The organism is Pseudomonas sp. BJa5 (genome assembly GCF_030272875.2).
Taxonomy (GTDB): domain Bacteria; phylum Pseudomonadota; class Gammaproteobacteria; order Pseudomonadales; family Pseudomonadaceae; genus Aquipseudomonas.
Genome location: NZ_JALRNG020000016.1, coordinates 25,392 through 37,958 on the forward strand (window position 1 = coordinate 25,392; position 12,567 = coordinate 37,958).

Here is a 12,567-nt window from a genome sequence, read left to right on the forward strand (position 1 = left end):
CATCCACCACAGCTTAGTCCAGGGCCTTCCAGATCTGCGTCGCGTACTCGCGAATGGTCCGGTCCGAAGAGAACCAGCCCATGCGCGCGGTGTTGAGCACCGCCATGCGCCACCACTGCGCCGGATCGTGCCAGAGCGCCTCGACGCGCTGCTGGGCGTCCCAGTAGGCATCGAAATCGGCGCAGACCAGGAAGCGGTCATGGGCCACCAGCGCATCGACCAGCCCCGTGTAGCGCGCCGGATCATCCGGCGAAAACACCCCGCCGCGAATCGCCTGGAGCACATCGCCGAGCCGGCTGGAAGCGGCAATGGCGGCGCTGGCACCAAAGTCGCCACTGCGTTTTCTCGACTCCACCTGCTGGGCGCTGAGGCCGAAGATGAACATGTTCTCGGCGCCGACCTGCTCGCACATTTCCACGTTGGCGCCATCCAAGGTGCCGATGGTCAGCGCACCATTGAGGCCGAACTTCATGTTGCTGGTGCCCGAGGCCTCGTAACCGGCGGTGGAGATCTGCTCGGACAGGTCGGCCGCCGGGATGATGCTCTCGGCCAGGCTGACGTTGTAGTTGGGCAGGAACACCACCTTGAGCAGGCCGCGCACGGTCGGGTCGTTGTTCACCACCCGGGCGATGTCGTTGCTCAGTTTGATGATCAGCTTGGCCTGGTGATAACTGGCCGCCGCCTTGCCGGCGAACAGCTTGACCCGTGGCACCCAGTTGACCCCGGGCTCGGCCCGGATCGCCTGGTACAGGGCCACGGTGTGCAACAGGTTGAGCAATTGGCGCTTGTACTCGTGGATCCGTTTGACCTGCACATCGAACAGCGCCTGCGGGTTGACGGTGATGCCCAGGCGCTCCTGGATCAGGTTGGCCAGGGCGCGCTTGCTGCGCAGGCGCTGCTCGGCGAACTGCTTGCAGAACGCGGGCTTGTCGGCGAACGGCTCAAGCGCCTTGAGACGGTTCTGCGGGTCATCCAGCACGGCGTCGCCGAGGGCCTCGACCAGCATGGCGGTGAGTGCCGGGTTGGCCTGGTACAGCCAGCGGCGGAAGGTGATGCCATTGGTCTTGTTGTTGATCCGCTGCGGGTAGAGCTTGTGCATCTCGGCAAACACCGTGCTGCGCATCAGCTTGCTGTGCAGCGCCGATACACCGTTGACGCTGTGCGAACCGAGAAAGGCCAGGTTGCCCATGCGCACCCGGCGGCCGTTGTCTTCCTCGATCAGCGACACCGCGCGCAGCACGTCGAAATCGTGGATGCCCTTGGCTCGCAGGGCGTCGATATGGAAGGCGTTGATCAGGTAGATGATCTGCATGTGCCGCGGCAGCATGCGCTCCATCAGGCCGACCGGCCAGGTTTCCAGGGCCTCGGGCAGCAAGGTGTGGTTGGTGTAGGCCAGGGTGTCGACGGTCAGTTGCCAGGCGGTGTCCCAGGGCACTTCATGCTGGTCGACCAGCAGGCGCATCAGTTCGGCCACGGCGATCGAGGGGTGCGTGTCGTTGAGCTGGATCGCCGCCTGCTGCGGCAGGTTGAGCAGGTTGTCGTGCATGTTCAGGTGGCGCCGCAGCAGGTCCTGCAAGGAAGCGCAGACAAAGAAGTACTCCTGGCGCAGGCGCAGCTCCTGGCCGGCCTCGGTGCTGTCGGCCGGATACAGGACCCGCGAGATGCTTTCGGCACGCGCCACTTCAGCCACGGCACCCAGGTGGTCGCCGGCGTTGAAGCGCTCCAGGTGCAGCTCTTCCAGCGCCCGTGCACGCCACAGGCGCAGGGTATTGACGCTGGCGCCGCGCCAGCCGACCACCGGTGTGTCGTAGGCCACCGCCCGCACCGTCTCGGCGGGCCACCACACCTGGCGCTGCTGGCCATTGGCGTCATGCACGGTTTCGACGCTGCCGCCGAAGCTGATCGGGTAGATCACCTCGGCCCGCTCGAACTCCCAGGGGTTGCCGAAATCCAGCCAGTTCTCGGTCTGCTCCTGCTGCCAGCCATCGACCACCGCCTGGCGGAACAGACCGTGCTCGTAGCGGATGCCATAGCCGTGGGCAGCGATACCCAGGGTCGACATGCTTTCCATGAAACAGGCCGCCAACCGACCGAGACCGCCATTGCCCAGGGCCGCATCCGGCTCCAGCAGGCGGATCCGCTCCAGGTCGACATCCAGCCCGCTCAGCGCCTCGCGGGCGATCTCCAGCAGGCCGAGGTTGCTCAGGCTGTCATACAGCAAGCGACCGATGAGAAACTCCAGGGACAGGTAGTACACCCGCTTCTGGCTCTTGCGATAAATCTGCCGGGTGTGGTCCATCCAGTGATCGACCATGTGATCACGGGCTGCCAGGGCGATGGCCTCGAACCAGTCATGTTCGAAGGCGTGCTCCGGGTCCTTGCCGACCGCGTAGGTCAATTTATCCAGTACAGCGGTGCGAAAAGCGGCCACCTCTGCGTCACGAGCGAGTGGTTCCTGAGACATGCGACGTCCTCGATCAAGTTGACGAATGCGGATGGAGATTTCTCAGCCTAGACGGTTCGACACGGAGCGACAGTGCGGGTTCTGGAGTTTCTGTGCAAAAGCGGTACCCGTTGGCGTGAGAACCGGCAAATGGTTGTTCACATTTTGACCAACTCCGGTATGATCGCGCGCCCAACCGAACATCTATAACCAGAACCTGATGAAACCGACCCTGATTGCCGCCGCCGAAGTCGACCGCCTGGAGACCTGGCAGAAGTACCAAAGCCATATGTGCGGGGGCTGCAACTCGACCTGCTGCACCTTGCCGACGGAAGTGAAGATTAAAGACCTGATCCGCATGGGTGTGGTGGATGAGTTCGAGGTGGGCGAACCGCCGAAGAACATTGCCAAGCGCTTGCAGAAAGACGGGATCATCCAGCGCTTCAACCAGAAATCGGGCATCTTCACCCTGGCGCAGATGAGCAACGACGACTGCATCTATCTGGACCGCAAGAGCCGCCTGTGCACCATTTATGAAACTCGCCCGGACACCTGCCGCAACCACCCGCGAATCGGGCCGCGCCCGGGGTATTGCGCGTATATCCCCAAGCCGGTGGCTCGCCGCTAGCAGGAGCGGACTTGCTGTGGGAGCGGGCTTGCCCCGCGATGCGATGTGACTGACAACCCGCAATCGCGGGGCAAGCCCGCTCCCACCGGCTGCTCCCACCGGTAGTTCCAGACAAACAAAAACGCCCCCGGTCTTGCGACCGGGGGCGTTTTCGTTCAGCCGGGCTTAGTTAGCCTTGGCTTTCTTGGCAGCGCGGGTACGCTCGCCTTCGTCGAGGATCTTCTTACGCAGACGGATCGACTTAGGCGTGACTTCGCACAGCTCGTCGTCCTGGATGAATTCCAGGGCCTGTTCCAGGGTGTGACGAACCGGCGGAACCAGGGCAATGGTCTCGTCCTTGCCCGAAGCACGCATGTTGTCGAGCTTCTTGCCTTTGGTCGGGTTCACGCCCAGGTCGTTGTCACGGCTGTTCAGACCGATGATCTGACCGTTGTAGATCTCCTGGCCGTGCTCGACGAACAGCTTGCCGCGCGCCTGCAGGGTTTCCAGGGAGTAGGTCAGGGCCTTGCCGGTCTCGACCGAAACCAGTACGCCGTTCAGACGGCCGGACATCTGGCCGGACTTCATGGTGTCGTAGCGATCGAAGATCGAGGTCAGGATGCCGGCACCGTTGGTCAGGGTCAGGAACTGGTTACGGAAACCGATCAGACCACGGGCTGGAATGTTGTATTCCAGACGTACACGGCCCTTGCCATCCGGCGCCATGTTGGTCAGGTCGCCCTTACGCAGGCCCATTTCTTCCATGACCTTGCCCTGGGATTCTTCAGGGATGTCGATGGTGACGTTCTCGAACGGCTCCTGCTTGACGCCGCCTACTTCGCGGATGATTACTTCAGGACGGCCTACAGCCATCTCGAAGCCTTCACGACGCATGGTTTCGATCAGAACCGACAGGTGCAGCTCACCACGGCCGGAAACCTTGAACTTGTCAGCCGAGTCGCCTTCTTCAACGCGCAGTGCCACGTTGTACAGCAGCTCTTTGTCCAGACGTTCCTTGATGTTACGGCTGGTGACGAACTTGCCTTCCTTACCGCAGAACGGCGAGTCGTTGACCTGGAAGGTCATCGAAACGGTCGGCTCGTCGACGGTCAGCGGCTTCATCGCCTCGACAACGTCAGGGGTGCACAGGGTGTCGGAGATGAACAGCTCGTCGAAACCGCTGATGCAGACGATGTCGCCGGCCTGGGCTTCTTCGACGTCAACGCGGTGCAGACCGTGGTGACCCATCAGCTTGAGGATACGACCGTTGCGCTTCTTGCCGTCGGTGTCGATGGCGACGACCGGGGTGTTCGGCTTGACGCGACCACGGGCGATACGGCCAACGCCGATAACACCCAGGAAGCTGTTGTAGTCCAGTGCGGAGATCTGCATCTGGAACGGACCGTCACGGTCAACAGCCGGCGCCGGTACGTTGTCGATGATCGACTGGTACAGCGCGGTCATGTCTTCGCCCATTTCGGTGTGGTCCAGACCGGCGATGCCGTTCAGGGCCGAGGCGTAGACGACTTTGAAGTCCAGCTGTTCGTCGGTGGCACCGAGGTTGTCGAACAGGTCGAAGATCTGGTCCAGAACCCAGTCAGGACGCGCGCCCGGACGGTCGACCTTGTTGATCACGACGATTGGCTTCAGACCGGCTTCGAAGGCCTTCTTGGTCACGAAGCGGGTTTGCGGCATCGGGCCGTCCTGGGCGTCGACCAGCAGCAGCACGGAGTCGACCATCGACATTACACGCTCAACCTCGCCACCGAAGTCGGCGTGGCCGGGGGTGTCGACGATGTTGATGTGGTAGCCGTTCCAGTTGATGGCGGTGTTTTTCGCCAGAATGGTAATACCGCGCTCTTTTTCCTGGTCGTTGGAGTCCATGACGCGCTCGTCGTTGAGCTCGTTACGCTCCAGGGTGCCGGACTGGCGCAGGAGTTTGTCGACGAGGGTGGTTTTACCATGGTCAACGTGGGCGATGATGGCGATGTTACGCAGATTTTCGATCACTTGTGTTTCTCGATCAGAGGATTCGGGTTGCCGCTATTTTAAGCGGCGAATATGAATGAACGGTGCTCAGACTGCCCGGCGGTCGGGAGGGCGATGGCGGATGCTTCCGCCATACAGCCCCGGCGTCTTATGCCGGACGATAAACACGCACATTGGCATGTCCCTCGCTCAGCAGGTGGTGGGCATGCAGCCGACTCATCACGCCCTTGTCGCAATACAGCAGGTACTGGCGCGCTGGGTCCAGTTCCTTGAAGCGGCTGTTGATCGCATAGAACGGCATGAGTTTCACTTCGATGCCTTCCAGTTCCAGCGGTTCATCTTCCTGGGCATCCGGGTGACGGATGTCGATCACCACCTGGCCGGCCAGCGCCTGGGCGACTTCCTCGACCTGGATGTCCTGGCTCAGTTCGTCGATCACATGATCGATGGCGATCAGGCGGGCGCGCTCCAGGGCGCGCTCCAGCACCGCCATGTCGAACTGCTTCTCTTCATGTTCGATGCGGTGGCGCTTGGCGTGGGTGGTCGGGTTCACCGAGATCACGCCACAGTATTCAGGCATGTGCTTGGCGAAGTCGGCGGTGCCGATCGCCTCGGCCTGGTCGATGATGTCCTGCTTGTGGGTGGCCAGCAGCGGGCGAAGCACCAGCTTGTCGGTGGCCTGGTCGATGATCGACAGGTTCGGCAGGGTCTGGCTCGAGACCTGGGAAATCGCCTCGCCGGTGACCAGCGCGTCGATCTCCAGACGATCGGCCATCTGCGCCGCCGCGCGCAGCATCATGCGCTTGAGGGTCACGCCCATATAGCTGTTGTCGACCTTGCCGAGGATCTCGCCGACCACTTCCTCGAACGGCACGCTGATGAACAGCACGCGCTGGCTGCTGCCGTATTTCTTCCACAGGTAGTGGGCGACTTCCATCACCCCCAGTTCGTGGGCACGGCCGCCGAGGTTGAAGAAGCAGAAGTGGGTCATCAGGCCGCGACGCATCATCTGGTAGGCCGCCACGGTGGAGTCGAAACCACCGGACATCAGCACCAGGGTCTGCTCCAGGGCGCCCAGCGGGTAGCCGCCGATGCCCTTGTGCTGGCTGTGGATCACGTACAGGCGCTGGTCGCGCACCTCGATGCGCACCTCGACCTCGGGGTTGCGCAGGTCGATACCGGCGGCACCGCACTGCTGGCGCAGCTGGCTGCCGACATAACGGTCGACGTCCATCGAGGTGAAGTCGTGGTGACCGCCACGCTTGCAGCGTACGGAGAAGCGCTTGCCGGCCAGCAGGTGGCCGAAGTGAGTCTTGCACTTGGCAACGATGTCGTCGAAATCGCCCAGCGGGTACTCTTCGACCTGCAGGAAGTGGGCAATGCCCGGGGTGCAGGTCAGGCGCTCGGTCATCTCACGCAGGACTTTCTCGTCCTCGATGCGGGTGACCACCTCGAGGTTGTCCCAGACACCATCGACCGCCAGCTCAGGATCGAGATCCTTGAGCACGGTGCGAATATTGCGGCCCAGCTGACGGATGAAACGCTTGCGAACCGGGCGGCTCTTGATGGTGATTTCCGGGAAGACTTTTACGATTAGTTTCATGAAAAACTGTGCGTGCGCTGCCGACTAAAAAAGTGGGGCGCGGATTATAGCGGAAATTGTTCAAGGTTTAACCAATTATCGTACAGAAGGTTTTGCATGCACTGATATGGTGCGCTAGAGCAAAATAACGCCTCATCAGGGTGCAAAAATTGTCCGACACTCGGGCCAAAACCCCCTGAAACGCGTAGGAATGGGGCAGAAATGCCAAACCGGGGCACTGGCATGCAATTTGCTCCCTTGTGAGGCAGGTTGCCTTGGCCGACTATTCGCGCCCGGCATCACCCAAATTAAAGGGCTGCACAGGCAAGCTCTACCCCACCCGGAGGACACTATGTCGAAGTCGGTTCAACTCATCAAAGATCATGACGTCAAGTGGATTGACCTGCGTTTCACTGACACCCGTGGCACCCAGCACCACGTGACCATGCCAGCTCGCGATGCGCTGGAAGACGACTTCTTCGAAGTCGGCAAGATGTTCGACGGTTCCTCCATCGCTGGCTGGAAAGGCATCGAAGCTTCCGACATGATCCTGATGCCGGTTGACGATACCGCCGTTCTGGACCCGTTCACCGAAGAGCCGACCCTGATCCTGGTCTGCGACATCATCGAGCCTTCGAGCATGCAAGGCTACGACCGCGACCCACGTGCGATCGCCAAGCGTGCCGAAGAGCACCTGAAAGCCACCATGATCGGTGACACCGTGTTCGCCGGTCCCGAGCCTGAGTTCTTCATCTTCGACGAAGTGAAGTTCAAGTCCGACATCTCCGGCTCCATGTTCAAGATCTTCTCCGAGCAAGGCTCGTGGATGTCTGACCAGGACGTCGAAGGCGGCAACAAGGGCCACCGTCCAGGCGTCAAAGGCGGCTACTTCCCGGTTCCGCCGTTCGACCACGACCACGAAATCCGTACTGCCATGTGCAACGCACTGGAAGAAATGGGTCAGACCGTCGAAGTTCACCACCACGAAGTGGCGACTGCCGGCCAGAACGAAATCGGCGTCAAGTTCAACACCCTGGTGAAGAAAGCCGACGAAGTCCAGACCCTGAAGTATGTCGTGCACAACGTTGCCGACGCCTACGGCCGCACCGCTACCTTCATGCCTAAGCCACTGTACGGCGACAACGGCTCGGGCATGCACGTTCACATGTCGATCTGGAAAGACGGCAAGAACACCTTCGCGGGCGAAGGCTATGCCGGCCTGTCCGACACCGCCCTGTACTTCATCGGCGGTATCATCAAGCACGGTAAGGCCCTGAACGGCTTCACCAACCCGTCGACCAACTCCTACAAGCGTCTGGTCCCAGGCTTCGAAGCCCCGGTCATGCTGGCCTACTCGGCTCGCAACCGTTCCGCTTCGATCCGTATTCCTTACGTTTCGAGCCCGAAAGCCCGTCGTATCGAAGCGCGCTTCCCGGACCCGGCTGCCAACCCGTACCTGGCCTTCGCTGCACTGCTGATGGCTGGTCTGGACGGTATCCAGAACAAGATCCACCCAGGCGATGCCGCCGACAAGAACCTGTACGACCTGCCGCCTGAAGAGGCCAAGGAAATCCCACAGGTTTGCGGCAGCCTGAAAGAAGCCCTGGAAGAGCTGGACAAGGGCCGTGCGTTCCTGACCAAGGGCGGCGTATTCTCCGACGACTTCATCGATGCCTACATCGCCCTGAAGAGCGAAGAAGAAATCAAGGTCCGCACCTTCGTACACCCACTGGAATACGAGCTGTACTACAGCTGCTAAGCCAGTGACGCTCGCGCAAGCGGCGTAACGCAACAAGAAAGGCCTCCTTCGGGAGGCCTTTTTGTTTTCTGCTCTCGGCACCGCAGCCTTCAGCCTGCATGCATCGACTTTTCCCCTATGCTCTATATTGGTGCACTCAACCACCTGCTTGCAGACTGACCGGCCCATTTTGGTTCAGAAAATTGGCCGCTCCAGCGTTTTTTAGGTGTTTTTCGCGCAATTACAGGTCTTTATCCGGGAATTCCGCTTCTTTTCGGAGCCTTGGTTTGTTTTTTGCATTTTCTTGTTACCAGCAGACAACCAGCGCCCGCGACCCTGGCACCCCCGGAGTCGTCATGAGCCAAAAGAGGTCACAGACACCCCATGACCATCAGCGATGCCCTGCACCGACTGCTACTGGACAACCTGACCACTGCCACCATCCTGCTCAACGCCGACCTGCGCCTCGAGTACATGAACCCGGCAGCGGAAATGCTCCTGGCCATCAGCGGCCAGCGCAGCCATGGGCAATTCATCAGCGAGTTGTTCACCGAATCCCCCGAAGCACTCAACTCCCTACGCCTGGCGGTGGAGCATGCGCACCCGTTCACCAAGCGTGAAGCCCAGCTGACCTCGCTGACCGGCCAGACCCAGACCGTCGACTACGCGGTGACGCCGATCCTGAGCAAGGGCCAGACCCTGCTGCTGCTCGAAGTCCACCCCCGCGACCGGCTGTTGCGCATCACCAAGGAAGAGGCGCAGCTGTCCAAGCAGGAAACCACCAAGATGCTGGTGCGCGGCCTGGCCCACGAGATCAAGAATCCGCTGGGCGGCATTCGTGGTGCGGCCCAGTTGCTGTCCCGGGAGCTGCCCGAGGATGGCCTGAAGGACTACACCAATGTGATCATCGAAGAGGCCGACCGCCTGCGTAACCTGGTCGACCGCATGCTTGGCTCGAACAAGCTGCCGTCCCTGGCGATGACCAACATCCATGAAGTGCTCGAACGGGTCTGCAGCCTGGTCGAGGCCGAAAGCCAGGGTGGCATCACCCTGGTGCGCGATTACGACCCGAGCCTGCCGGACGTGCTGATCGACCGCGAGCAGATGATCCAGGCCGTACTCAACATCGTGCGCAACGCCATGCAGGCCATCAGCGGCCAGAACGAGCTGCGCCTGGGGCGTATCACCCTGCGCAGCCGGGCCATGCGCCAGTTCACCATAGGCCACACCCGCCACCGCCTGGTGGCCAAGGTCGAGATCATCGACAACGGTCCGGGCATACCGGCCGAGCTGCAGGAAACCATCTTCTACCCCATGGTCAGCGGCCGCCCGGACGGCACCGGGCTGGGCCTGGCCATTACCCAGAACATCATCAGCCAGCACCAGGGCCTGATCGAATGTGACAGCCATCCGGGCCACACCACCTTCTCGATCTTCCTGCCCCTGGAACAAGGAGCCACCGCCTCATGAGCCGTAGTGAAACCGTCTGGATCGTCGACGATGATCGCTCCATCCGCTGGGTCCTGGAAAAAGCCCTGCAACAGGAAGGCATGACCACCCAGAGCTTCGACAGTGCCGACGGCGTCATGAGCCGCCTGGCCCGCCAGCAGCCGGACGTGATCATTTCCGATATCCGCATGCCCGGCGCCAGCGGCCTGGATCTGCTGGCGCAGATTCGCGAACAGCACCCGCGCCTGCCGGTGATCATCATGACCGCCCACTCCGACCTCGACAGCGCGGTGGCCTCCTACCAGGGCGGTGCCTTCGAATACCTGCCCAAGCCGTTCGACGTCGACGAGGCGGTTTCGCTGGTCAAGCGCGCCAACCAGCATGCCCAGGAGCAACAGGGCCTGGATGTCGCCCCGAGCCTGACCCGCACCCCGGAAATCATCGGCGAGGCGCCGGCGATGCAGGAGGTGTTTCGCGCCATCGGTCGCTTGAGCCACTCCAACATCACCGTGCTGATCAACGGCGAATCCGGTACCGGTAAAGAACTGGTCGCCCACGCCCTGCACCGCCACAGCCCGCGCGCGGCATCGCCGTTCATCGCCCTGAACATGGCGGCCATTCCCAAGGACCTGATGGAGTCCGAGCTGTTCGGCCATGAAAAAGGCGCCTTCACCGGTGCGGCCAACCTGCGCCGCGGCCGCTTCGAGCAGGCCGACGGCGGCACGCTGTTCCTCGACGAGATCGGCGACATGCCGGCCGACACCCAGACCCGCCTGCTGCGGGTACTGGCCGACGGCGAGTTCTACCGGGTGGGCGGCCATGTGCCGGTCAAGGTCGATGTGCGCATCATCGCCGCGACCCACCAGAACCTGGAAACCCTGGTGCAGGCCGGCAAGTTCCGCGAAGACCTGTTCCACCGCCTGAACGTGATTCGCATCCACATCCCGCGCCTGGCCGATCGTCGTGAAGACATCCCGACCCTGGCCAAGCACTTCCTGGGCCGCGCCGCCCAGGAGCTGGCAGTGGAGCCCAAGCTGCTCAAGCCGGAAACCGAGGAATTCATCCGCAACTTGCCGTGGCCGGGCAACGTGCGCCAGCTGGAGAACACCTGCCGCTGGATCACGGTGATGGCCTCGGGCCGGGAAGTGCATATCGGCGACCTGCCGCCGGAACTACTCAACCTCCCCCAGGACGCAGCGCCGGTGACCAACTGGGAACAGGCCCTGCGCCAGTGGGCCGACCAGGCGCTGTCGCGCGGCCAGTCGAACCTGCTCGACAGCGCCGTGCCGAGTTTTGAGCGGATCATGATCGAGACCGCGCTCAAGCACACCGCCGGGCGTCGCCGCGATGCCGCCGTGCTGCTGGGCTGGGGCCGCAATACCCTGACGCGCAAGATCAAGGAGTTGGGGATGAAGGTCGCCGGCGGCGAAGACGAAGGCGACGACGAGGCCTGAGCCTGCGCGTTGTAGCCGCTGCACCAGCTGTTGCGACTGCCTTGCAGTCGATCGCAGGCTTCGCCAGCTCCCACCAATGCCGGTACAGCTCAGAGCATTGTGGGAGCTGGCGTAGCCTGCGATAGCGCCCTGAAGTGCACCGCCATGAGCCACGGCGCACCGCTACAACGCAAAAAACGTTGGTAAAAACCTATCCAACTGCTCTAAACCCACCATTTTCCGCACTGCAACAAAACTGGCACACACTCTGCATTAGTATCAGTACTTCCAGTTTTGGGGGCCTTGGTACAGGCAGGCCGGGGATTCCCCTCTTTTATTCGCGCAGTCGCACCTGCACCCGCCAGCGCCCCTCGTCCTCTGTACCGGCCCAGTCGCCGTGCAGGGGACGGGTCGCGACCAGGGTCACCAGCAACCCGCCGTCACTCTTCTGCACCCGCCAGGCCACCGGCTTGCCCTGCAGCTGCAGTTGCCCCCGCGCAGCCTTGCCCTCGGCCTCGAATACCAGCGCCAGGGTGCCCTCCACTTCCTCGCCATGCAGCTTGGGTTCTTCGTTGAACCACAGGTCCAGGCCACCCTCGACCACCTGCACCTGCTCCAGCACCCGTGGCTCGGGCGCGGTCAGGCGACCGATCATCAGCCCCACCAGCATGCCGAAGATCGCCATCGAGAACAGAACCCGTGGCCAGAGCTGCGAACGCGGGTCCGGTTCAGGAGTAGAATGCTCGCCATCTTTATGTTCGGAGCCGTGCATGTTTCACGTCATCCTCTTTCAACCAGAGATTCCGCCGAATACCGGCAACATTATCAGGCTGTGCGCCAACAGCGGCTGCGACCTGCACCTGATCGAGCCCATCGGCTTCGAGCTGGACGACAAGCGCCTGCGCCGCGCCGGGCTGGACTACCATGAGTATGCCACCCTCAAGCGCCATGCCGACCTTTCCAGCTGCCTGGAGAGCCTCGGCCAGCCGCGCCTGTTCGCCTTCACCACCAAGGCCTCGCACCCTTACCATGAAACAGCGTACCAGCCGGGTGATGCGTTCCTGTTCGGCCCGGAAAGCCGTGGCTTGCCGGCCGAGGTGCTCGACAGCCTGCCCCCCGAGCAACGCCTGCGCCTGCCCATGCGTCCAGGCTGCCGGAGCCTGAACCTGTCCAACACCGTGGCAGTGACTGTCTATGAAGCCTGGCGCCAGCAAGGCTTTGCCTGATCCGGTTCGCGGGGCAAGCCCGCTCCTACGTAGGAGCGGGCTTGCCCCGCGATAGCGCACATGAAAAAAGCGCCCCGAGGGGCGCCTTTTCATTGCATCG

9 protein-coding genes are annotated in these 12,567 nt (G+C 62.1%); 5 read left to right on the forward strand and 4 right to left on the reverse strand.

Annotated features, from left to right (window positions below; genetic code table 11):
- Nucleotides 1–13: 13 nt before the first annotated feature.
- Entirely contained in the window at nucleotides 14–2,464 is a 2,451-nt protein-coding gene (locus M2D63_RS11460) for a glycogen/starch/alpha-glucan phosphorylase (RefSeq protein WP_285863028.1), read from the reverse strand.
- A 199-nt stretch (nucleotides 2,465–2,663) separates the two neighbouring features.
- Between M2D63_RS11460 and M2D63_RS11465 the strand changes: the two genes are divergently transcribed.
- A complete protein-coding gene (locus tag M2D63_RS11465; protein ID WP_285863029.1) occupies nucleotides 2,664–3,071 on the forward strand; it encodes a YkgJ family cysteine cluster protein in 408 nt (135 codons plus the stop codon).
- 165 nt (nucleotides 3,072–3,236) lie between these two features.
- Here the strand turns inward: M2D63_RS11465 and typA are convergent, their stop codons facing one another.
- Nucleotides 3,237–5,060, reverse strand: coding sequence for a translational GTPase TypA (gene typA, locus M2D63_RS11470; protein ID WP_285863030.1), 1,824 nt, complete (start codon nucleotides 5,058–5,060; stop codon nucleotides 3,237–3,239).
- Nucleotides 5,061–5,187: 127 nt separating this feature from the next.
- Nucleotides 5,188–6,642 (reverse strand): tRNA uracil 4-sulfurtransferase ThiI, encoded by a 1,455-nt coding sequence (gene thiI / locus M2D63_RS11475; RefSeq protein WP_285863031.1) that lies wholly within the window; start codon nucleotides 6,640–6,642, stop codon nucleotides 5,188–5,190.
- Nucleotides 6,643–6,973: 331 nt separating this feature from the next.
- Between thiI and glnA the strand changes: the two genes are divergently transcribed.
- The 3 genes from glnA (at nucleotide 6,974) to ntrC (ending at nucleotide 11,262) form a co-directional block, all read left to right on the forward strand.
- On the forward strand, nucleotides 6,974–8,380 hold the full coding sequence (glnA, locus tag M2D63_RS11480; protein ID WP_285863032.1) for a type I glutamate--ammonia ligase: 1,407 nt from the start codon (nucleotides 6,974–6,976) through the stop codon (nucleotides 8,378–8,380).
- A gap of 363 nt (nucleotides 8,381–8,743) precedes the next feature.
- Entirely contained in the window at nucleotides 8,744–9,829 is a 1,086-nt protein-coding gene (gene glnL, locus M2D63_RS11485) for a nitrogen regulation protein NR(II) (RefSeq protein WP_285863033.1), read from the forward strand.
- Nucleotides 9,826–11,262: a nitrogen regulation protein NR(I) gene (ntrC, locus tag M2D63_RS11490; RefSeq protein ID WP_285863034.1), complete on the forward strand. Its 1,437-nt coding sequence runs from the start codon at nucleotides 9,826–9,828 to the stop codon at nucleotides 11,260–11,262. The genes glnL and ntrC overlap by 4 nt, the downstream gene beginning before the upstream one ends.
- Nucleotides 11,263–11,575: 313 nt before the next feature.
- Here ntrC and M2D63_RS11495 read toward each other — a convergent pair whose 3' ends face one another.
- On the reverse strand, nucleotides 11,576–12,013 hold the full coding sequence (locus M2D63_RS11495; protein WP_285863035.1) for a hypothetical protein: 438 nt from the start codon (nucleotides 12,011–12,013) through the stop codon (nucleotides 11,576–11,578).
- On the opposite strand from M2D63_RS11495, the gene M2D63_RS11500 reads away from it, so the two are divergent.
- Complete coding sequence (locus M2D63_RS11500; protein WP_285863036.1) at nucleotides 12,012–12,467, forward strand: tRNA (cytidine(34)-2'-O)-methyltransferase; 456 nt, start codon at nucleotides 12,012–12,014, stop codon at nucleotides 12,465–12,467. The genes M2D63_RS11495 and M2D63_RS11500 overlap by 2 nt on opposite strands.
- The last annotated feature ends 100 nt before the right edge of the window (nucleotides 12,468–12,567 follow it).

Excerpts from the sequence above, each read along its gene's own strand:
- M2D63_RS11460 (WP_285863028.1), bottom strand. The coding sequence starts at position 2,464 with ATGTCTCAGGAACCACTCGCTCGTGACGCAGAGGTGGCCGCTTTTCGC.
- M2D63_RS11465 (WP_285863029.1), top strand. The coding sequence starts at position 2,664 with ATGAAACCGACCCTGATTGCCGCCGCCGAAGTCGACCGCCTGGAGACC.
- thiI (WP_285863031.1), bottom strand. The coding sequence starts at position 6,642 with ATGAAACTAATCGTAAAAGTCTTCCCGGAAATCACCATCAAGAGCCGC.
- glnA (WP_285863032.1), top strand. The coding sequence starts at position 6,974 with ATGTCGAAGTCGGTTCAACTCATCAAAGATCATGACGTCAAGTGGATT.
- glnL (WP_285863033.1), top strand. The coding sequence starts at position 8,744 with ATGACCATCAGCGATGCCCTGCACCGACTGCTACTGGACAACCTGACC.
- ntrC (WP_285863034.1), top strand. The coding sequence starts at position 9,826 with ATGAGCCGTAGTGAAACCGTCTGGATCGTCGACGATGATCGCTCCATC.
- M2D63_RS11500 (WP_285863036.1), top strand. The coding sequence starts at position 12,012 with ATGTTTCACGTCATCCTCTTTCAACCAGAGATTCCGCCGAATACCGGC.
- M2D63_RS11495 (WP_285863035.1), bottom strand. The coding sequence starts at position 12,013 with ATGCACGGCTCCGAACATAAAGATGGCGAGCATTCTACTCCTGAACCG.